The sequence below is a fragment of the Alloacidobacterium dinghuense genome, assembly GCF_014274465.1.
In the GTDB taxonomy this organism is placed as follows: domain Bacteria; phylum Acidobacteriota; class Terriglobia; order Terriglobales; family Acidobacteriaceae; genus Alloacidobacterium; species Alloacidobacterium dinghuense.
This window is the reverse complement of record NZ_CP060394.1, coordinates 4,458,027-4,479,425: the sequence shown is the minus strand read 5'-3', so window position 1 is coordinate 4,479,425 and position 21,399 is coordinate 4,458,027. Positions and strand designations below refer to the sequence as shown.

Here is a 21,399-nt window from a genome sequence, read left to right as displayed (position 1 = left end):
CCATGGCCGCAGCACCTCCTCCCTACAGCCCACGCGACAGCCGTCAGCAATGGAAGGATTGGCAGCGCGCGCAAAAAGACGCGATGCGCGCACGCCGCTACTATTGGCGCTACTATCATCGGCCCTCCATTGCCGGGCCCGTCATCCTGCTGGCCGTCGGCATTCTCGCTCTGCTCATGGAGACAGGCCGGCTAAACGCCGCGCGTTTCTGGTCGTGGTATGCGCAATGGTGGCCGATGCTTCTCATTGGCATCGGGCTCATTCTGCTCCTCGAATATTTCATCGACCGCAACAACCCGTATGCAGGCCGCAGGTCGATGGGGGGCTTTGGCTTCCTCATCATTCTGCTCATCATCGGCGGATGGGGCACGCACGCTGCTCACGTCTGGGGGCCGCTGAGCGACCAATTCTCTGACAATCGTGATGACTTCTGGTCGCTGATGGGAGAAGAGCACGACAACGACGTGCAGCAGGACGAAGCCATCTCTCCAAACGCATCCGTGCAGATCCAGAACCCGCGCGGCGACGTGACCATTACTGCTTCCTCCGACGACAGGATGCACCTGAAGGCCCACCAGGTCGTTCACACGTCCTCTGACAATGATGCCCGCAAGACCTTCGAAGCAGTAACGCCGAAGGTGATCAACTCCGGTTCAAACGTTGTCTTGAGCATTGAAGGCAGAAACAACTCACGCGTCGATCTCACCGTCGAGTTGCCGCCAACCGCGAGCACCGTCGTTAACGCCGGACGTGGCGATGTCACCATCGAGGGCCTCAAGACCGGCTCTGATGTATCTGCCAGTCACGGCGACGTGAAATTCGATAACATGGGCGGCACCGTTCACGCGCGCATGGATCACGGTGATCTCTCAGCACACCAGATCGCGGGAGATGTGACGGTCGACGGCCACTCCGGCGATGTTACCTTGTCCGACATAAAGGGCAATGTCACCCTCGATGGCGAATTCTTCGGCGACACGCATCTCGAACAGATCGGCTCGACCGTGCACTTTCATTCCAGCCGCTCCGACATCGCAATTCAGAGATTGCAAGGCGACATGACCATGGATTCGAGCGACCTGAATGTAAGCCAAGCCGTGGGCCCTGTGCGTATCGTCACCCGCTCCAAGGATATCGATCTGTCGCAACTCAGCGGCGACGCTCACATCGAAAACAACAATGGCGATGTGAACATCACGGCTGCCATGCCGCTCGGCAATCTGCAGGTCAGCAACCGGACCGGAAACATTACGGTGACCGTACCGGAGAACGCGAGCTTTGCCGTAACAGCGTCCAATGCCGATGGAGACCTGCACACAGACTTCCCCCTGACGATGACCAATTCCGACGACCGAAAGTCAGCTCAGGGGCAAATCGGAACCGGCGGCCCACACCTCGAACTCTCAACCGGCCACGGCGATCTGCAATTGCGCAGAGGCAGTCCGTCGGCGCCAGTTCCACCACCACCACCGACACCTCCCGCAGGCGCAAAACATCTACGCGCTCCGAAAGAGCCTACTGCGCCTGCAGCACCAACCGAGCAGTAATGAGGTCCTGAACCTTGTTGACCACCTCTTCAAGCGTCAGGTCAGTCGAATCAATCACCACAGCGTCGGGCGCGGGCCTCAATGGAGACTGCGCCCGGTTCCTGTCCCGCTGATCGCGCTCCCGAATCTCTTTGAGAATCGATTCCTGGGTCGTCACCTTGCCCGATTGCTCGAAGCGCCTCTCGCCTCTCGCCTCCGGTGAAGCATCGAGAAAAATCTTGATATCGGCATCGGGAAACACCACCGTCCCGATGTCCCGGCCCTCCATTACAACGCCGCCTTTTTCTCCCAGCTTGCGCTGAAGGTCGACCATCCAGCTGCGAATGGCAGGATGTACGCTGACCTGCGATGCAGCCTGCGTCACGGCAGCATCACGCACGCGTGCGGTCACATCGCTTCCATCCAGCAGCACGCGATTCCCCGCAGGCGTTGCTTCCAGTCCGATCGATGTCTCGGCAGCAAGCTTTTCAAGCGCCGCAGCGTCGTCGGAAGGAACGCCATTCTCGATGGCTTTGAGCGCAAAGGCGCGGTACATCGCTCCCGTCTCAAGGTTCAATAGACCAAAATCCGCGGCCAGCTTTCCTGCTACTGTGCTCTTGCCTGCGCCAGCGGGTCCGTCAATGGCCACAATCAATCGACGACCAATCATTCGCCGGATTTTTTCCCTTTCCTGTTATTTGGGCGCTTTCCAAAAGATGGCTTCCCGCCCGGACGACTCGGGCGCTTCGCTCCAAACGAAGGCTTTCTGCCCCCGCTCTTCGGTCCTCCGAAGCTTTTGCCGCCCTTAAAATCTGGCTTAGAAAAAGATTTTCTCGGACGCTCGGCGTCTCCGCCTTCAGCACGTCGCTCTCGCTGCGGCGGCTTCTTGCGGTCGAAGCCTGCGCGGCCTTCTCTGTTTTCAGAAGAGCGCTTGGCGCCAAAACGCCTTTCTCCTGTGGGCTTGGACCGGCGATCAGCGCCACCTTCTTCGCGGCGAGGGCGAAAGCCTCCGCCTGCAGACGAACGCGGTTTGAATTCACGCCGCTCGGTTGGTTCGCCTGTGCGGCGGGGGCGGAATTCGCTGCGCCCCTCGCCCGCGCTGCCTTCACGGCGCGGTTTCCACTCTTTACGCGGCGGTCTTTGCGGACCTCCCGTGCGCGGGAAGAATTTGCCTGCTGAACGCTTATCGCCAGCGGCGCGCTCGCGGTATGGTCTGGAGCCTTCACTCCCCTCAGTACGGCGAGGGCGGAATTCGATTCGCCCCTCACCTGCGCCTTCACGGCGCGGTTTCCACTCTTTGCGCGGAGGTTGCTGCGGGCCGCCCGAGCGTGGGGAGAATTTGCCTGCTGGCCGTCTATCGCCAGCGGTGCGCTCACGGTATGGTCTGCCGGAACCTTCACTGCCCTCCGTGCGGCGTGGACGGAATTCGCGCGGCTGTTCACCTTCGCGGCGCGGAAATTTTTCTCCCGATCCTGAGCTTCCAGATTGGCTCCGATACGGCTTCTTGAATCCGCCCTGGCCCGTTCCTTCGCGGCGCGGGCGAAATTCTCCTTGCTGCGGACGTGGCTTCCATTCTCTGCGCTCCGGCGCTCCCGAAGATTGTTCTCCCGTGCGTGGACGGACGGGTTTCTTGAAACCCTCGTCGCCGCCGGCACGACGTGGACGAGATTCACCCGTTCCAAAGGAGCGTTGATCTGGGCGCGGCTTCCATTCTCTGCGGGGACGATCTCTACCGGAGGTCTCGCCTCCTTCGCGTGCCGCCGGGCGTTCTCTAAAGGGAGGACGCTCACGGCGCGGACCACCACCCGGCGTGCTGCGCGGCACAAAAGGCCGGCGCTCGTGCGCCGCTGACGGACCCAGTTCTGGCAGCGTTTCGTTTGCGGAAGTTTCTGCTGGAGCCTCAATCACCGGGAATTCGGGCAAGCCACCGGCAATGTGCAGCAGACTCTGTGTGCCGAGAGAGATCGTGAATAGCTGGCGCGTAGCGGCCAGTCCTCGCACTACCTCGCCGATGCGGGAGCGCGGCGCAAGGGGCGACAGGAATGTTTCGATCTCCTCCGTAGTGGCAGCAATCGTCGAGTCGAGATAGAGCGAGATCAGCGCGGAAAGAGCCGTGGCCTGTGCCATACCGCCGCCCACCTGCATCGCCTTCTGATGGCTGGACTCGAAAAGTTCCCACGTGGTGGCCTCGCCAGGCGTATAAACCGGCAGCACCCGCAACGCCGTCCACAGTTCGCACAGTGCGCGAAGCACAGCGGCTTCCGTCAGTTCACGCCCCAGAAGCTCCTGCATCTCTGGCACGGTGAGCGCTCCTTCGCGCTTGAGCAATTTCCATGATTCAACCACCAGCGGAGAAGACTTCTCGCGCGGGCCACGCTTCCAGTCGCGGTCTCCACGTAACGCAAAAACATAGGGCAAGGTTTCAGGCGAGACGAGAAAATCCGGCTGCTCGGAGACTCCGCCCAGCAAATTGAGCGGCGTAGCCTTATCTGCCGCAAACAGCCGCGTGGCCATTTCAAATGCATTCTGTATCGCAGTCGGCGCCGGAGTGCCATTCGTTTCACCGAGCACGGCTTCAACAAAGGAAGGTGCGGGCGCCTGCAATTGTGTCTTTCGAGGCAGAAACAGGCTCACGGCAGTGGACTCGATCCACGCTTCTGCGTCCTCACTGGTGAGGAGAGGATTTGCCTGCTGCCGCCATTTTTCGGCGCGCGCTGCCTGGAGTTGCTCTGTTGTCAAAGAATCCTTCTTCTTGCGGGCGGCGGTTCAAATTCGCTGAAACGCCCGCTGGATGTCTTTCCAAGAATACCGCAATACGATAGGACGCCCGTGTGGGCAGCTCGTGGGATGGTCGGTTTTTGCCAGCTCCGCCAGCAGCCACTCCATGCGGACCGGATCGAGCGGAAAGTTGATCTTGATTGCAGAATGGCAGGCAATCGAAGCGGCGATGCGAGTCCGCAGGGTTTCAAGATTCTGTGCCTGATCCTCCCGCTCGGAGTGCTCCAGCACTTCCATCAGCGTTCGCTCCAGCTCTTTGCCTTCAAGACCAACCGGCGCGGCCTTCACCGCAATCGTTCGCGGCCCAAAGGGCTCTACCTCAAAACCATTGCGCTCCAACTCTGCGTTAATACGTGAAAACAGGACCATCTGGTGCGGCAGCAGCTCCACAAGCAACGGCATCAGCAGGCGCTGGTGCTGCACCCGCTCCACATCGCGCTCGCGCAAAAGCTTTTCAAACAGTACTCGCTCGTGCGCAACGTGCTGATCGATGATCCACAATCCCTCATCGTTCACCGCCAGAATGAATGACTCGCGCAATTGCCCCAAAGGCTTGAGCGACGACAGCGAAGTTAGACTCGCAGCCTGCTCGCCTTGAACCGGTATGTCCGCCTCGCACGCATGTTGCGGTGTTGGTCCAGTTCCGTTGGCTTCCGCCATCAACGCATCGGCAAAAGGCAATCTCACTTCAACCGGAGGAAGTGCCGGAGGCGTAAGGGTAAACTCAGCCACCTCTTCTGTGTTCAGCGGAGGCTCAGAATCGGGCATCAACGCCGGCGGCGTCGATTCCGGCTCGCCTGGCATCGGCGATACCGATGGCAAGAGTGACGGCGTTGCATGCGGATTCGTCGTGAGCGCGGCAAGAAATCCTGCCGCGGGCCGTGTCGAGATCAGCGTGTTGCGAATGCTGTCACGGACAAAATCATGCACCAAGGATTGCTGGCGAAAACGAACCTCGGTCTTGGCCGGATGCACATTCACGTCCACCTCGTGCGGCGGCATTTCCATGAACATGAGGATGACGGGAAACGATGTCGGCGGAAGGATATTGCGATAGGCCTCACTCACCGCATGAAGAATCAGGCGGTCACGAATCAGCCTGCGGTTCACAAAGATGTAGATCGAATTCCGATTGAGCTTCTGCAACTCGGGCTTCGAAATGAAGCCCTTGATACGCAGAAAACCAGGCTCCGGCGCCGCATAATCTTCATCCCGCCTCCACGGCGGAGGCTCCGGCAATCCGGCGCGATCGAACGGACGCTCCGCTGCCATCGAAAGCAACTGGTCCAGCGTCTCATGGCCGAAAATCTGAAAGATCCGCTCCTCTGCCTTTCTCACGGGAGGCGCAACCAGAAGCGCGTGCGTCGCCGAATGCAGCTCAAAATGCTTGTCCGGATGCGCAAGCGCATAATGTGTAACTAACGCAGTTACATGGGACAGCTCCGTTGTTTCTGCCTTCAGGAACTTGCGCCTTGCAGGCGTATTGAAGAACAGGTCGCGAATCGTGAAAGTCGTTCCCGAGGGCACGCCCGCATCATCCACGCGCATCACCTTGCCGCCAACAATTTCAATGCGCGTGCCTGATGCCTCATCCTCTGCTCGCGTCTCCATCTCCAGCCGCGCAATCGAAGCAATCGACGGCAAAGCCTCGCCGCGAAAACCAAGCGTTGCAATCGAAAGCAGGTCATCACTCGATCGGATCTTCGACGTGGCATGCCGCTCGAAGGCCAACAGCGCATCATCGCGCATCATGCCGTGGCCGTTATCGGTAATCCGAATCAGCTTGCGTCCGCCGCCTTCCACCTCAACGCGAATGCGTGTCGCGCCCGCGTCGAGAGCGTTTTCGAGCAGTTCCTTCACCACCGACGCAGGACGGTCCACCACCTCGCCGGCGGCGATCTGGTTGGCTACCTGGTCGGAAAGAATGCGGATGCGTCCCATCTGAAAATCACCTTAGCAGGTTGACCCGCGTGCGAAATACATACCTTGTGTGCAAAAAGAGAATGGCGGCCCGAAATAAATCGGACCGCCACATTCCAAGCGGGCGCAACTCAGCGCTTCTTAGTCTTGCCTTTCGCAGCAGCTTTCTTCGTCTGCGAATTGCCCAGCTTCTTCGCCGCAGGCGCCGTCAGGCGGTCGCCGAGAACATGGAGACGCAGAAAGTTCGTCGAGCCACTCTTTGTGCGGGTTCCCGCTACAATGCCGAGAATATCCTGCGGTCGAACATACCCACCTTCTTCGAGCAACTGCTCCGCCATATCGACCATCTGCTCGGCTGTATGTGCCTTCTCGCATCGGACAGGATGCACACCCCACAGCAGGTTCATGCGATGGATCACCGGCTCGACGCTCGACAAAGCGTAGATCGGCGGAGTGGGGTGATACTTCGACAGTTGCCGCGCCGTCGTCCCCGTCTCCGTAAAGACGGCGATAGCGGCAAGATCAAGGTCTTCGGCAGCGTGCGCCATCGATTCGCAAATCGTTTCCGCGATCGAAAGGCGTATATGGCTCGGCTGGGTGTTATGTACCGGAACCTCGGGTTTGTGCGATTCCGTCTCAAGGACGATCTTGGCCATCATCTTGACCGCCTCAATCGGATACTTGCCCGCCGCGCTCTCTGCCGAAAGCATCACTGCATCGGTGCCGTCGTAGACAGCGTTGGCCACGTCGCTCGCTTCCGCGCGCGTAGGGCGCGGATTCTCGATCATCGACTCAAGCATCTGCGTCGCGGTAATCACCGGCTTGCGGTGCGCCGCGGCGCGCCGAATCACATGCTTCTGGATCGCAGGAACCTTCTCTGGCGGCATTTCTACGCCCAGGTCGCCGCGCGCCACCATCACGCCATCGGTCACGTCCAGAATGCTTTCGAGATTATCAATAGCCTGTGGTTTTTCGAGCTTGGCCACCACCCAGGTGTCCGCTCCCAGAGCCGCAATCCGCTGCTTCACCACACTCACATCATCCGCTGTGCGAATGAACGAGACGGCAATCGCATCCACGCCATTCTTGATTGCGAATTCAAGATCGTTCTCGTCCTTTTCTGTAAGCGAAGGCACACGCACCGCGAGCCCCGGAAGATTGATTCCCTTATGCTCGCCAAGCGTTCCGCCGTTGATGACCTCGCACTCCACGTCCTCGCCGGGAATATCGAGCACACGCAGTTCGATCAGACCGTCGGAAAGCAGAATGCGTGCTCCCGGCTCCAGATTTTCTGCCAGGGTTGGAAATGTAGTGCTGATCGTGGTGGCGGTTCCAGGAATGTCGCGAGGTGTAATGGTGAGTTTCTGCCCTGTTTTAAGCTGGACAGGAATACGATTCTTCAGGCGGCCCGTGCGGATTTTCGGTCCTTGCAGGTCGCCCAGAATACAGATCGGCTTGCCTTCCTCCTCGGCCACGCGGCGAACCATTTCAATCAGCTTCAGTTTCTCCGGCTGGGTTCCATGGGAAAAGTTCAGTCTTGCCACATCGAGACCGGCACGTACCAGTTCGCGAAAAGTCGTTTCATTGCTAGACGCAGGCCCCAGTGTGCCCACAATCTTGGCGCGGCGGTTATTGCCGATGCCGGCAGCCGTAAAGTTCATCCATCCCCCAGATATTTGAGTGGTCGAGCTTATTTTAACTCGCCCGTATAAAGGTTAGACGGCTAGGCGGTCTGTCTTTTCCCGTGCTCAAGTACATCTTCTTCCTCCTCCGCATGCGCAGCAGGATGAGAAACTTGAAGCGGAAAAATCTGCGCGTTGAATTCAGCGCCGACGAGAATGCTGATCGAGACCATGTAGAGCCACACCAGCGTAGCCACAGCCGCGCCCAGCGATCCGTACACCACCGAATAGTCGGCAAAGCGCGTAACGTACAACCCATACCCAATCGTGATCAGGAACCACGTTCCTGTCGCGAGCAGGGCGCCCGGCACCACGCGCCGCCAGTCCTGCGTCTTCGGCGTGCCGAAGTGGTAGATCACCGCCAGCACAGCCACGCTCGTCAGCATGGCAATAATCCATCGCACGAGCCGCCAGAAAAAGATGACGTAAAGACGCAGCGCATGGTCGGCGTTGTCAATCATCCAGCGCTCAATCTGGTGTCCGAAAACGATCAGCAGCGTCGCAAAGAACATCGGCACCAGCGTGATCGGAATCAGACCGAAGGCCACCACGCGTTCGCGCCAGAAGTTCCATGTGCCGCGCGGCAGCCGATAGGCGCGGCGAAACCCTTCCATAATCGACAGCATGAAACCCGACGAGGCGAGAATCGCAATCGCCGTTGCCGACCACACCAGGCGAACCGACCGCGCATGGTTCATCTGGAAATAGTTCTGCACCAGGCCCATCGTGTCCGGCGGAAGAATGTCGTAGAAGGCGGAGCGAATATCACCCAGCGTTTCCGTCTCCGGACTCAGCGCCAGAAGCGTAGTGCCCGTCAGAATCGCGGGAAAGATGCTCAAAATACCCGAATACGCAGCTGCTTTAGCAGTGGTAAAGGCGTTGTGGAGAAATGCATTCCACGCGGCGCGCCTCAGATGTGTCCACAGCCACAGCAACATACCTTGTCGAGACTAAATCAATGCACTGCCATGAGGAAGTGTCAGCCCTGCGTCGTGCCGCTGCGGAGTCCCGCTTCAGGCCTTATGTTTCGGTTTCCACTGGTTCAGAAATTCGGTCACCGACGCCGGATCCATCTTGCGCATCGCCTCAAACTCGCCGTTTTTCTGGCTGTAGAGCAGCTTGCCGTGCGCATCCAGAACCGCAAGACCCGGAACCCCGCGCTTCAGCGGAACGTCATATTTGTCCGCGATATCCGTATTCCGGTCGTAGCGACCGATATTCACGTGGACGAGAACAAAATTGCTGTCCAGCAATTGCAGATTCGGCTGCTGGTGCATATAAATATCGAGCACCTGGCAATCGCCGCACCAGTTCCCGCCAAAGTCCAGAATCACGCGCTTGTGCTCATGCTGCGCCGTAACCAGCGCCTGCGTAATGTCATGGTGCGCATCTGCCGTGTCCGAGTAGATGGTGCGCGTCTGCGCACTTGCGGCGAGAGTGGCAGCTAAGAATGCGGCGACAGCAATGTGACGTAGTTTGTTCATGGCGCGGAGATTTCCCCAAGGTATCAATAGGATGCCACAGCCGAGACCGGCGATCCTAATTTGATTTCGCTACCGTAAACGCCCGAAACGGTTCGCCCTCGTCGCAGTTATCACTGCTGAGGCTCGTCTTCTTTCTTTTCAAAGTGCTCGGCAATGGCTCCAGCGCCTTCAAACCCGGCGATGGCCGCCGCGCCTTCGGTCAGGATCGATGCATTCGGATCCAGCTTCTTCACGCCTTCCACGGCCACCACGGCTCCCGCAATTTTCTCCGCATCTTCGAGCAATCCCATAACAAACCTCCTTAAAGGATTTAAGGGAATGACTTGCCACTCGATCTAAGGCGGAATCACCATACCATTCGCACTTGTGCAAGGACAATTCGCCGAATCTTATCCCTGTGTTCTCAATGACAAGAGCCATCGTCATGGAACTGGCCGCTCGCCTCCATTCCCGCCAGCGAGTGCGCGCAATTCAGAATCTTTTTGTCCAGCGGATCGGTCTCGAGCGCGTTGGGGGCAATATAGCTCAGATTCTTTCTCGCTGAAATCATCTTGTCGCTCAACTGCTGCATAAAGTTCAGCTCGTTCCCAATCAATTGAGCGGCATGTCGATCAGACTCGCTGGTCGCGGCAACAGAAGCCTGCCGGACGCTTGCCGCCGCCGGACCGCTGTAGTGATTCACCCAGTCACTATTCGTAGGAAACCCGTATTGCACAGCAGTCTGTAGCGCACTGCGCCACTCCCGGATCTCGGACATAGCTTCAATCGCTGCGCTCAGGAAGCCCTGCGTGAACCCCTGACTCCCCGGCTGGCTTGCAGAACCGCCGTGCAGTGATAACGTGATCTGATTTCCACTGAAACTCAGAGAACCGTTCATCAGACTTGCCAGCGGTTCAATGCCAACGCAGGACCCGCCGCCCGCAGCGATCACCGGAATTTGCCCGGAATGTCCATCGATGACAAGAACCTTCTGCTGGCCGTGCGCCATCGCTGACGCGCCAACAAACAGGCCGCAAACCAACCTGCCGTAACGCAATTTCATCCACATAGCTTCGCTCCCATCACAAACTCGCGTTTCAAGGCATTCATGGTAGCCTCAAGCGCGCGCGCCGGGAATTGGCAAAATTGCCAGTCTTCTGAGGACAAGTCCCCGGGCGCAGGCCAGGTGATCCCTGGTCAGTCGGTTTCGACGAGAGGGCCGACTTCTTCGCCTTCGGGGGTGAGTTCGAGGCTGTGGACTGGATGGAGATAGCCGATTTCGTCGAGTCGGCTGCAGTTAGAGGAGGCGATCTGGAGGCCGTAGAGCAGGAGGCTGGCTCGTTTGCAGTCGATCTGGTTGGCGGCGAGCGCACGAAGGACGTCGGTAAGGACGATCTGAACGGCGGTGCGGTCTTCTAGCATGGGCAGGGTGATGGTTGCGGACTGGGGCGCGGGCGCGGTGGCTCCGTTGGCTACGGCGGCGGCGGGAGTGATGGCCGAGTATCCGCGACGGGACTGAAGGTGGAAGTAGCAGAAGCGGTGGTCGCGGATGGCGATGGCGCGGCATTTCTTTCCGCTGGGACGAACGTGCTGGCACTCGTAGAAGGTGGCGCTTTGTCTGGCGGGCATGGGTATCCTCCCCCTCCCCCGGATGGGGTGGGCTGCTTTATTTATTTTCAACGACTTAGCGGGGGATCATCCCCTGCTATCCCTATGATTCGGCTTGAGTTAAGTGGTTTCTAGTGTTTTCAACGACTTACGGGAGGGTCCGATTCTCCTGGAAATGAAAAACGCCCGCTTTTGGCGGGCGTTCGTTTTTGATTTATGCTCTTATTTCTATTTTAGCAGGTTGAGCGAAATGGTACGCCAAATTACCGGAGAATTTATTTCCTTTTAAATGTGTGACTTAGGTCAAATTTGGAAGTCTAGGGGGCTTGACAGCATTTTGGTGTGATTTTCTGCTGTTTGTGGGCCCTTAAGCGCAAATTTCTGCCAAAAATGAGGAATTAAGAGAGACTGTTTTGGTTGCTGGCGCACTGAAGTCTAAAACTGACTTACGGGAGGGTCCCAGTTTCCCTGCAAATGAAAAACGCCCGCTTTTGGCGGGCGTTTCTTTTGATTTATGCTCTTATTTCTATTTTAGCAGGTTGAGCGAAATGGTACGCCAAATTTTATTCGTGACATAAGCCATTTTGAAATAATAACTTAGCGTGAAGATGCAGTTCTCAGGGACTTGACAAAGAATTATTGTGGGGAAATTTCGATGAAGCGTTTTCAAAGCAGGTCCAATCAACTCTATTGCTTTAATCACAAAAATGCGATGTTTTTGCATCTCCCCTCTTGAAAATCACAAAAAGGTGATGTTTGTGACTCATGTTCTTTGGGATTTCACCGATAATAGAAATCGAAGCGTCGTTCAAACGTGGATTGTGGAAGAAGGAATAACGAAACGTGACATTGGGCAGTTGAACCAAAAACTCGATATGCTGCAATTGCACGGAACCGCATTGCCTCCCAAACTGTTGGCTGGGCCGATCAACAAGCAGAAACACATCTACAAGCTGATTATTCATGGACAGAGAATGCTCAGGCCGATGCTCTGTAGAGGGCCATTCGACATGGATGGAGAATTTACCTTGCTGCTAGGCGCCATCGAGATCAATTTCAGACTCACTCCGGATGCTGCGGAGGCGACTCGGAATAGGGAGATTCTTTTGAGTGACAAAAGGAGACGAGCGGGACATGAGAGATATTGAATCGGCCTTAAGAAGTGAGTTGCGCGATCCGGAATATTCTGAAGGATACGCTGAATCCTTTTTAAATACTTACATAGCTTCACAGATCAAGGTCATTCGCGAACAGCGCGAGATGACCCAGTCAGACCTGGGAGAAGCCATCGGGACGACTCAAGCTGGCGTATCTCGCTATGAAAATGCTAACTACTCGTCTTGGAACATTAGAACTCTCATCAAGATTGCTAGGGCGTTTCATTTAAGGCTCAAGGTGTCTTTCGAACCGTTTGGGACATTGCCCAATGAAGTTGTGCGTTTCGGTCGTCAATCACTAGAAAGGGTACCTAGAGAGGAGGATCTGGGTCTCAGGGAAGATGACCTGACTTGGACCCGACCCTTGCGTCCCTCTGGTCAAGAAAATTTTGCCGGTGCTGATCTCTATCTAAGACAGGCAATCGATCAAACTGCCGAAAGAGAGCTGGCTAAGCAACTCGCTCAGACTCCAGCAATGCAGCCCGCAGTCCCTCAAGTTGCGATTAATCTGCAAGCAAACCAAGTGCCCCAAATTTTAGCAACGGAGGACAGCATATGGAGATAACGGCCATTCTTAAGGCGCGTGCTCTGGCTAGGGTTGAACTAGATGAACTTAATCTGGGTGGCAGGGTGCGCTTTTTAGACTGTGTCGCTCCTCTTGTCGAGCGTTACCAGTTTGCGGTTTTTCCTCAGAAACCTGAAGACTTCGACTTCACGAAGAACGGAGTCAAATTTGAGTCTGGCAAAGCAAATGGCCTACTAATCGATTCTTTGGTGATTTATGACCAGGCGATCTACGTCGATACTCTGTCTTCGACGGATGATTCTCAGAAGATTCTACTTGAAATGATGGAGTGGGGGCGTGATGCCCTTAGACTTTCTTATCGGCCGGGAATGTTTAGAAAATGGGGTTATATTAGCGACATTACGTTTCAAACGGACTTTCCGTTATTGGCCTCTTTTAGTTCGCCATTGCAGAGACTTGGAGAAAAGACATCGGAGGTAATGGGTGATTTGTTTGACGGCCTTCACTATCAACCAATGTCACTCACAATTGGCCACGACCCTAACGTCAGAAAAAACGGCATAGCCGGACTAGTCATCCAGCATCGTGTCGGTACGCTATTCTCCGAGAACAAATATTTCTCTGAGGCGCCATTGCCTACCCATTTTCACATTAGGTTTCTTCAAGAGTTCGAGGCCGACGTATTAGAAGCTAGGAAGCTGCAGGCTCTGGCTGATTAACTAAGCCAATTGCTGGGCCCCGGCCGCAAAGCAGGACGCCATTCTAAGTTCGGATTCGCCTTTCCCAGCTGAGCTCAGTCCGGCATCGGGGACGATAATCTACCCAGATGGCAGAGACATACGACGTCATCGTCATCGGGCTAGGTGGAATGGGCAGCGCTGCGGCGTATCATCTCGCCCGCCGTGGGAAGCGTGTGCTGGGTTTGGAGCGCTTCACGCCCGCACATGATCGCGGCTCGTCACACGGCAGCTCGCGCATCATCCGGCAGGCCTACCACGAGAATCCCGGCTACGTGCCGCTGGTGTTGCGCTCCTACGAACTGTGGGAACAGCTGGAGCGCGATACGCAGGCGCAACTGCTCACGATAGCCGGAGGATTGTATCTCGGCACCGAAGACAGCGACGTGGTGCAAGGCAGCCTGCGCAGCGCACGCGAGCACAATCTCGCCCATGAGCTGCTTGACCAAAAAGAAATCCGGCGGAGATTTCCCGTCCTCCATCCACGCGCTGAGGATTGCGCAGTGTACGAAACGCAGGCTGGATTTCTGCGCCCTGAAGCGGCGGTAGCAGCGCACCTGGGATTAGCAACACGGGGACTGGCAATGCAAGGTGGAGCAGCGCTGCACTTCGAAGAGCCCGTTTCCAACTGGCAGATCACAAACGGCGGCGCAGTTCGCGTGACGACCGCGAAGGGCACTTACGAAGCCGGGCATCTGGTGATCGCGCCGGGCGCATGGGCAGAGAGCCTGCTGAAGCTGTCTCTGCCCTTGCATGTGCGCCGGCATGTGATGGCGTGGTTCGATCCGCCGGAAGGCATCGCCGACTTCTCGCCCGACTGCTTTCCGATCTACATCTGGCGGACCGGCGCCGATACAGTCTTCTACGGATTTCCGGCGACCGATTGCGAGCACTGCGGGGTGAAGGCCGCCATGCATTCCGGAGGAGATATCTGCACGGCGGAAACGATCGAGCGGAAGTATCAGGCGCGCGATATCGCCGAGATCCGTGAGCAGCTCGCCGCGTACATTCCAGCGCTGAACGGCAGGCTGCTGCATGCAGCGACCTGCATGTACACCATGACTCCGGATGAGCACTTCATCGTCTCCCGGCACCCTGACTACGCGCAGGTGAGCGTGGCATGCGGCTTCTCCGGTCACGGCTTCAAGTTCGCGCCGGTGATCGGCGAGGTGTTGGCGGATCTGGCCATCGAAGGCCGGACGAAATGGCCGATTGATTTCCTTTCCGCTGAGAGATTTGCAGGATAATTTCTGATGACAGAGTTGACATGATCCGGCGATCCGACTTATGGTCAACCTAGATGCAGATTCACCGCCATCATCGTCATCACCACCATCATCACGTGACGAGCGTGTCGGCGAATCCTTATGGCCTAGAGTAAAAAGCCAGAGATCAAAGGACCTAAAGCCCGCCGATGCGCTAAGCGCAGGCGGGCTTTTTGCATCTACCGTCTGCATGAGAAACGCGAAACCGGGTGATCAACGAAGGACGAGCGATGACGGACATAGCAATTGATTTTGCCAAGATGGATGGCCTGGTTCCGGCCATTGTGCAGGATGCCGCAACCGGTCAGGTGCTGATGGTTGGCTTCCAGAATGACGCGAGCTACAGGAAGACTCTGGAAACCGGCTTCGTAACCTTCTGGAGCCGCACGCGCCAGAAGCTGTGGATGAAGGGCGAGACGAGCGGCAATCGGCTGCGCGTGATTGAGGCCTCGACGGACTGCGACCAGGACACGGTTCTCTACCGGGTGCAGGTAGAAGGCGATGGCCTCGTCTGCCACGAAGGCACGGTGAGCTGCTTTACGCGGCCGATTGCGGTTAATGCCACGGCGGAGGTGCGCTGATGGCGAACAAGCTGAAGCTCGGGATTCCCAAAGGCAGCCTGCAGGATGCGACGATTGCGCTGTTCCAGCGCGCGGGCTGGAACATCTACGCCAACGGGCGCTCTTACTTTCCCTCCATTGACGACAGCGAGATTGAATGCACGCTGATTCGCGCGCAGGAGATGGCTCGGTACGTCGATCACGGCGCACTCGATGCCGGGTTGACTGGGATCGACTGGGTGATTGAGAGCGGGCGCGAGGTGAAGAGTGTCACCAGTCTCGTATACGCGAAGCAGAGCCGGCAACGTGTTCGCTGGGTGCTCGCCGTGCCTGATGATTCTCCGTATCAGAAGGCCGAGGATCTGGCGGACAAGATCATTGCGACGGAGCTGGTGGAGGTTACGAAGCGCTACTTCGCTGATAAGGGAGTTCCGGTCAAGGTGGAATTCAGCTGGGGTGCGACCGAAGTGAAGCCGCCAACGCTGGCGGACGCGATTGTCGAGGTCACCGAGACGGGAAGTTCGCTGAAAGCAAACCGGCTGCGGATCATCGATACGGTGATGGCGAGCGAGACGCACCTGATTGCGAATCCTGCGAGCTATGGTGATTCGTGGAAGAAGCAGAAGATCGACAACCTTGCGCTCATGCTGCAGGGCGCGATTGCCGCGCAGGGACAGGTAGGGCTAATGCTGAATGTGCAGAAGGCGAACCTGGCTGCGGTTCTTTCCGTGTTGCCCGCGCTGAATTCACCGACGGTTTCGGCCCTGAGCGATCCCTCATGGGTTGCAGTGAATACCATTCTTGAAGAGAGCGTGGTGCGCGATGTGATTCCCAGGTTGAAGGCGGCGAATGCGACTGGCATCGTTGAATACCCCCTCAGCAAGGTGGTGCTCTAGATGAAGGTGCTCCACACGTCCGGACGCAATGCCAGGCGGGCTCGGGCTGCAATCGCGCGATTGGAGAGCCGTCGCACTGCCGTGGACGAGCGCGCCACACCGGTTGCGCGACGGATCATCGATTCGGTGCGGAAAGGTGGCGATGCGGCTCTCCGTCGTTATGCTGTACGGCTCGACGGGATTTCTCAACAATTACCGTTACGAATTTCGGAAGATGAACTGAAACAGGCGTGGCGTGATGCTTCGCCTGCTTTCCGCACAGCGATTCAGGCTGCAGCGAAGAATATTCGCCGCTTCGCGCAGCGCCAGATGCCGAAGGCCTGGCGCTTTGAGCAGGTGCCAGGGTTGACTGTCGGACAGGAAGTTCGACCTCTTGAATCGGTTGGCTGCTATGTCCCGAGCGGCCGTTATCCGCTGCCGTCAACCATGCTGATGACTGTAATTCCAGCGCAGGTAGCGGGAGTGCGGCGCATCGTTGTGGTATCGCCCAAGCCAGCGGCTGAAACTCTTGCGGTTGCTGGCTTCCTCGGTATTGCAGAGTTTTACCGCATCGGCGGAGCGCAAGCTGTGGCTGCACTGGCCAACGGGACGGAGAGCATTCCGCGTGTCGATAAGATTGTCGGGCCTGGGAATGCATATGTGACTGCAGCGAAGAAGCTTGTCTCATTTGATTGCGCCATCGATATGCTCGCAGGACCAACGGAAATTGTTGTTACCAGCGAGAACGGCGACCCGACCGGCATTGCTGCAGATCTGGTGGCGCAGGCAGAGCATGATCCGGATGCGGTTGCCGTCTTCATCACGGCAAAAGCTGCATTGGCTGAGAGAGTGCGCTCCGAGGTAGACAGACTCGCAACTAAAAATCCGATCGCAAAAAAAGCCATTCAAAGCAACGGTGCGATATTTGTAACGGATTCGGTTACCGAATCGCGTGCTCTGACGAATCGCCTTGCGCCTGAACATCTTACTGTCGATGCGGAGAGCGACCTGGAATGGATTAGGAATGCAGGATCTGTTTTCGTTGGACGTTATTCCGCCCAGCCATTGGGTGACTACATCTCCGGCCCTAATCACACGCTGCCCACGAGCGGCTGGGCACGGACCCGCGGCGGGTTGAGCGTTTCCGATTTTCTCAAGGTCATCACTGTGCAGACCTTCCAGCGCGAAGGCATTCAACAGCTTGGGCCTCCGGCGATTGTGCTGGCTGAAGCTGAGGGTTTGTTGGGCCATGCCGAGGCGATCCGCGTGCGAGGTGTCGATGGCTGACTATCCCAGTCCGCGCGCGGCGGTTCTCCGTACCAAGGAATATCATCCCCCGCTGGGCGCGCGCGATGGCGTGCGGCTCGATTTCAATGAGAATACCTTTGCCTGTTCGCCGAAGGTGCTTGAGGTGCTGGGAGGAATCTCGCGTGGCGACCTCACGAAATATCCAGAGCGCGAGCCGGTTGAGCGTCTCGTAGCATCGCACCTCGGTCTTCATGCCGGGCAGGTGCTGCTGACAAATGGTGTAGACGAAGCGATTCACGTGCTTTGCCAGACCTTCCTGGAAGCCGGCGACGAGTTCTTGCTTCCTGTGCCGACGTATTCGATGTATGAGGTGTATGGCTCGTCGACGGACGCGAAACTAGTTTGCGTACAAGCCGGGGAAGATTTCGCGTTTCCATTGGAAGGTCTACTGCAGAAGATCACGCCGGCAACAAAGCTGATCGCGATTGCCAACCCAAATAGCCCAACTGGCCGTGCTGTGCCGCGCGAAGCGATTCTGAAGGTGATCGAAAGCGCGCCTCATGCGATGGTTCTGGTGGACGAGGCCTATTTTCATTTCTACGGCCACACAGTACTTGACCTGATCGATCACATACCGAATCTGGTGGTGACGCGCACTTTCTCGAAAGCGTATGGACTCGCTGGTCTTCGGCTTGGCATGCTGGCGGCGCATGAGTCGCAAATGCACTGGATGCGGCGCGTGATTTCCCCCTACAGCGTGAATGGCCTTGCTCTCGCCTGCCTTCCCGCCGCGATCGAAGATGCAACGTATTTGGAATGGTATGTGGAGGAAGTACTCCAAGGGCGCGATCTGCTCATCAAGGCATTCCAACAGCGGAGTCTGCGCTACTGGCCGTCAGAGGCAAATTTCCTTCTGGTAAAGATTGGAGCGAAACACAAGCAATTCGTCAGCGCAATGCGCCAACGTGACGTGTTGGTACGTGACCGCTCGAATGACCCCGGTTGCGATGGCTGCGTGCGCATTACGGTTGGAACGCTCGAACATATCAACAGAGGGATCAGGGCGCTCGATGAATCGCTGGCAGAAATTAGATGGAGTCCTAATGAAGACTAAGAGCACGCTTCGCAGGCGAACGGCTGCAATCGAACGCAAGACCGCAGAGACGCAGATCGCTCTGCGCCTGACGATCGAGGGGACAGGCAAGTATAAGGTCAGCACCGGCATTCGCTTTCTTGACCATATGCTGGAGCTCTTCACACGCCACGGCGCGTTCGATCTCGACCTCACCTGCAAGGGAGACCTGGACGTAGATCAGCATCACACCGTGGAGGATATCGGGATCGCACTTGGCGAAGCCTTCGACCGCGCCCTCGGCGATAAGAAGGGCATCATGCGCGCAGGGTATTTTTTGATGACGATGGACGAGACGCTTGGCATTGCGGCAATCGATTTGAGCGGGCGTGTTTCCTCAGTGATTGATACAAAGGTCAAGACGCGGCTTGTGGGTGATTTGCAGTCAGAACTCGTCGACGATTTCTTTGAAGGCTTTGCCAGAGGAGCACGCGCGAACGTACATCTGAAGACGATGTATGGACGATCGAACCATCACAAAGTGGAGGCGCTCTTTAAGGCATTCGCGCGCGCACTACGCTTTGCCTGCATGCGCGACCAACAGCTAGGTGACATGCTTCCCAGCACCAAGGGGTTGTTGTGATTGCCGTTATCGATTACAAAGCGGGCAATCTCACCTCAGTGATGAAGGCGCTGCACGCAGTGGGGGCGGATGCGATCGCAACTTCCGACTCTGCTGTTGTCGTGCGTGCCGATAAAATCGTGCTTCCCGGAGTGGGGCATTTCTCTGCGACTGCTTTTCTGGAAGAGCATGGCCTGAAAGAAGCAACGGAAGAACGCATGCGAAACGGGATTCCGTTCCTCGGCATCTGCGTTGGGCTACAGTGGCTATTTGAAGGTAGCACCGAATCACCCGGCACCGAGGGGCTGAAGGCATTCGCCGGATGCTGCGAACGTTTCGGCGAAGGAGTCAAGGTGCCGCACGTGGGGTGGAATTCGATTGCAGTGAGAGAGTCGCGATTGCTGCGAGGGGTGTCAAGCGGAGAGTTTGTCTACTTTACGCACTCTTACCGTGCGCCTGTCGTAAACGGAACCGTGGCAGTTACAGAATACGATCTACCCTTTACTGCCGCCGTAGAGCGCGACAACGTGATGGGCGTGCAATTCCATCCTGAAAAATCCGGAACGGTGGGCCTGCGCATTCTAGAGAATTTCGTGAGGCTGCCATGACGCTGACAAAGCGCATCATTGCCTGCCTCGACGTCAACGCAGGCCGCGTGGTCAAAGGCGTTCAGTTTGTAGACATTATCGATGCAGGCGATCCCGCGGAGTTGGCGCGACGCCACGCCGAGGCCGGCACAGACGAGATTGTATTGCTGGATATTACCGCAACGCATGAGGGGCGAGGGACGTTGATCGAAACGGTAGAGCGAACGGCGAGGCAGCTTTTCGTTCCCTTCACTGTCGGCGGCGGCATTCGCACGCTCGATGACGCGGCTGCGATTTTCGATGCGGGCGCCGACAAAGTCAGCATCAACTCCGCGGCGGTTGCCCGGCCGGAATTGATTGATGAAATTGGCAGCAGGTTTGGTGCGCAGGCTGTCATCATTGCCGTCGATGCACGACGCGCGGGATCAGGCGATGATCCGGTTGCAGACGCGGAAGTATTCGTGAGTGGAGGTCGCAAGCCGGCGGGTCGCAAAGTGCTGGATTGGGCGAAAGAGGCCGAATCACGAGGAGCGGGAGAGATATTGCTTACCTCGATGGATGCGGACGGAACACGCGCAGGTTTTGACTGCGCTTTGACAGCGCGAGTGAGTGAGGCCATACAGATTCCGGTGATTGCGTCGGGAGGCGCGGGCACGGCTGATCATTTTGCCGATGTGCTTCTTGAAGGAAAAGCGGATGCGGCATTAGCGGCGAGCATCTTTCACTTCGGAATTGCCGATGTTCGCACGCTGAAGCAAGAAATTGCGAAGAGAGGTATTCCAGTGAGGCTGCCATGTTGATTCCGTCGATTGATTTGATGGGGGGCCAGATTGTGCAGCTCGTTCAGGGCGAGAAGTTGAAGCTTGCCTTTGACGATTTTGACTACTGGATTGATCGTTTCAGCTCGTACCCCATCGTGCAGCTTATTGATCTAGACGCGGCGCTGCGCCATGGCGACAATGCAGTCCTGATCGAGAAGATAGCGAAGCGCCTGCCTTGCCAGGTTGGCGGGGGCATTGCGACGGTTGAACGTGCCGCGCAGATGCTGGCCGCGGGCGCGCAACGCGTGATCTTTGGCTCAGCTCTCTTTCGCAGTGACGAAGGCGTCGGCACGGTGAACATTGTGCTTGCGAACGAAATCCAGTCGACGATAGGGGCGGACAGATTTGTGGCGAGCATCGATACAAAAAAGGGGCAGGTTGCAGTAAAAGGCTGGAAGGAGCAAGCAGGACTTACTCCAGAGCAAGCGATAGCAGCTCTGAATCCATTTTGCGGAGCATTCTTATACACGCATGTGGATACGGAAGGAACGATGCAAGGCTTTCCACTGGATGTAGCTCGACGGCTGCGCGGCCTGACGGAGCGGCAATTGATTGTCGCAGGCGGAATTCGCGAACAGGCGGAGATCGATGCTCTACACAGGATTGGCGTCGATGCTGTCGCGGGGATGGCAGTTTATACGGGGGCGCTCGCTACCTGACTTGTTCCTTGCGGTGAAAACGTAAACCGACAGCGAGAAACGCTATCGCAATAACGGCCTGCAGCCACGCTCGCTGCCAGCCCTGATGGAGGCCTGTGATGATCGCCGCCACGAACCAGAGTGATGCGATGAAAAACCAGACAGTGGATCGGCGCATACGTCGCAGCATATCATTTTCACGCCGCCGGTCTCGGAAAGACACTCACATTCCGCGAGATTCGGATAAGCTAGAGAGTTTGGCGTTGCACCGACTCGCATCACGCCAGCAGATTTTCCGGTGGAGAATACCTCAA

At 57.1% G+C, this 21,399-nt stretch carries 22 protein-coding genes; 12 read left to right on the top strand and 10 right to left on the bottom strand.

The genetic code is table 11. The features are described from left to right. The first annotated feature begins 2 nt into the window (after positions 1–2). Positions 3–1,547, top strand: coding sequence for a DUF4097 family beta strand repeat-containing protein (locus H7849_RS18505; RefSeq protein WP_186741431.1), 1,545 nt, complete (start codon positions 3–5; stop codon positions 1,545–1,547). On the opposite strand, the gene cmk is transcribed toward H7849_RS18505, so the two are convergent. The 9 genes from cmk to H7849_RS18460 form a co-directional block, all read right to left on the bottom strand. Next, positions 1,516–2,196 (bottom strand): (d)CMP kinase, encoded by a 681-nt coding sequence (gene cmk, locus H7849_RS18500; protein WP_186741429.1) that lies wholly within the window; start codon positions 2,194–2,196, stop codon positions 1,516–1,518. The genes H7849_RS18505 and cmk overlap by 32 nt on opposite strands. Beyond that, a complete protein-coding gene (locus H7849_RS18495; protein ID WP_186741427.1) occupies positions 2,193–4,265 on the bottom strand; it encodes a hypothetical protein in 2,073 nt (690 codons plus the stop codon). Before H7849_RS18495 ends, cmk begins: the two co-directional genes overlap by 4 nt. A gap of 27 nt (positions 4,266–4,292) precedes the next feature. After that, positions 4,293–6,245, bottom strand: a complete 1,953-nt coding sequence (mutL, locus tag H7849_RS18490; protein ID WP_186741425.1) for a DNA mismatch repair endonuclease MutL — start codon at positions 6,243–6,245, stop codon at positions 4,293–4,295. A 110-nt stretch (positions 6,246–6,355) separates the two neighbouring features. After that, positions 6,356–7,885 carry a pyruvate kinase gene (gene pyk, locus H7849_RS18485; protein ID WP_186741423.1) on the bottom strand — a complete coding sequence of 510 codons (1,530 nt, stop codon included), beginning with the start codon at positions 7,883–7,885 and terminating at the stop codon, positions 6,356–6,358. A gap of 62 nt (positions 7,886–7,947) precedes the next feature. Further along, positions 7,948–8,844: a YihY/virulence factor BrkB family protein gene (locus H7849_RS18480; protein ID WP_186741421.1), complete on the bottom strand. Its 897-nt coding sequence runs from the start codon at positions 8,842–8,844 to the stop codon at positions 7,948–7,950. 75 nt (positions 8,845–8,919) lie between these two features. Further along, entirely contained in the window at positions 8,920–9,390 is a 471-nt protein-coding gene (locus tag H7849_RS18475; protein ID WP_186741419.1) for a thioredoxin family protein, read from the bottom strand. A gap of 110 nt (positions 9,391–9,500) precedes the next feature. After that, positions 9,501–9,680: a hypothetical protein gene (locus H7849_RS18470; RefSeq protein WP_186741418.1), complete on the bottom strand. Its 180-nt coding sequence runs from the start codon at positions 9,678–9,680 to the stop codon at positions 9,501–9,503. Between the two features lie 113 nt (positions 9,681–9,793). Beyond that, the gene (locus H7849_RS18465) at positions 9,794–10,438 is read right to left on the bottom strand and encodes a hypothetical protein (RefSeq protein WP_186741416.1); all 645 of its coding nucleotides are present in this window, start codon (positions 10,436–10,438) and stop codon (positions 9,794–9,796) included. A gap of 128 nt (positions 10,439–10,566) precedes the next feature. After that, positions 10,567–10,998 carry a hypothetical protein gene (locus H7849_RS18460; RefSeq protein ID WP_186741414.1) on the bottom strand — a complete coding sequence of 144 codons (432 nt, stop codon included), beginning with the start codon at positions 10,996–10,998 and terminating at the stop codon, positions 10,567–10,569. Positions 10,999–12,111: 1,113 nt separating this feature from the next. Here H7849_RS18460 and H7849_RS18455 point away from each other — a divergent pair. The 11 genes from H7849_RS18455 to H7849_RS18405 all read left to right on the top strand — a co-directional run bounded on the left by H7849_RS18455 (position 12,112) and on the right by H7849_RS18405 (position 21,106). Next, positions 12,112–12,699, top strand: coding sequence for a helix-turn-helix transcriptional regulator (locus tag H7849_RS18455; protein ID WP_186741412.1), 588 nt, complete (start codon positions 12,112–12,114; stop codon positions 12,697–12,699). Beyond that, positions 12,690–13,379 (top strand): hypothetical protein, encoded by a 690-nt coding sequence (locus H7849_RS18450; RefSeq protein WP_186741410.1) that lies wholly within the window; start codon positions 12,690–12,692, stop codon positions 13,377–13,379. The genes H7849_RS18455 and H7849_RS18450 overlap by 10 nt, the downstream gene beginning before the upstream one ends. A 107-nt stretch (positions 13,380–13,486) precedes the next feature. Next, positions 13,487–14,644, top strand: coding sequence for an N-methyl-L-tryptophan oxidase (gene solA, locus H7849_RS18445; RefSeq protein WP_186741408.1), 1,158 nt, complete (start codon positions 13,487–13,489; stop codon positions 14,642–14,644). 248 nt (positions 14,645–14,892) lie between these two features. Beyond that, a complete protein-coding gene (hisI, locus tag H7849_RS18440; RefSeq protein WP_186741406.1) occupies positions 14,893–15,243 on the top strand; it encodes a phosphoribosyl-AMP cyclohydrolase in 351 nt (116 codons plus the stop codon). Then, positions 15,243–16,118, top strand: coding sequence for an ATP phosphoribosyltransferase (hisG, locus tag H7849_RS18435; protein ID WP_186741404.1), 876 nt, complete (start codon positions 15,243–15,245; stop codon positions 16,116–16,118). The genes hisI and hisG overlap by 1 nt, the downstream gene beginning before the upstream one ends. Continuing rightward, entirely contained in the window at positions 16,119–17,384 is a 1,266-nt protein-coding gene (hisD, locus tag H7849_RS18430) for a histidinol dehydrogenase (protein WP_186741402.1), read from the top strand. Continuing rightward, positions 17,377–18,459, top strand: a complete 1,083-nt coding sequence (gene hisC, locus H7849_RS18425; RefSeq protein ID WP_186741400.1) for a histidinol-phosphate transaminase — start codon at positions 17,377–17,379, stop codon at positions 18,457–18,459. The genes hisD and hisC overlap by 8 nt, the downstream gene beginning before the upstream one ends. Next, entirely contained in the window at positions 18,449–19,060 is a 612-nt protein-coding gene (hisB, locus tag H7849_RS18420) for an imidazoleglycerol-phosphate dehydratase HisB (RefSeq protein ID WP_186741398.1), read from the top strand. Before hisC ends, hisB begins: the two co-directional genes overlap by 11 nt. Continuing rightward, the gene (hisH, locus tag H7849_RS18415; RefSeq protein ID WP_186741396.1) at positions 19,057–19,647 is read left to right on the top strand and encodes an imidazole glycerol phosphate synthase subunit HisH; all 591 of its coding nucleotides are present in this window, start codon (positions 19,057–19,059) and stop codon (positions 19,645–19,647) included. The genes hisB and hisH overlap by 4 nt, the downstream gene beginning before the upstream one ends. Beyond that, entirely contained in the window at positions 19,644–20,426 is a 783-nt protein-coding gene (gene hisF / locus H7849_RS18410) for an imidazole glycerol phosphate synthase subunit HisF (protein ID WP_186741394.1), read from the top strand. Before hisH ends, hisF begins: the two co-directional genes overlap by 4 nt. Further along, positions 20,420–21,106 (top strand): 1-(5-phosphoribosyl)-5-[(5-phosphoribosylamino)methylideneamino]imidazole-4-carboxamide isomerase, encoded by a 687-nt coding sequence (locus H7849_RS18405; RefSeq protein ID WP_186741392.1) that lies wholly within the window; start codon positions 20,420–20,422, stop codon positions 21,104–21,106. Before hisF ends, H7849_RS18405 begins: the two co-directional genes overlap by 7 nt. Here the strand turns inward: H7849_RS18405 and H7849_RS18400 are convergent. After that, the gene (locus H7849_RS18400) at positions 21,099–21,275 is read right to left on the bottom strand and encodes a hypothetical protein (protein ID WP_186741391.1); all 177 of its coding nucleotides are present in this window, start codon (positions 21,273–21,275) and stop codon (positions 21,099–21,101) included. The genes H7849_RS18405 and H7849_RS18400 overlap by 8 nt on opposite strands. Positions 21,276–21,399 lie beyond the last annotated feature (124 nt).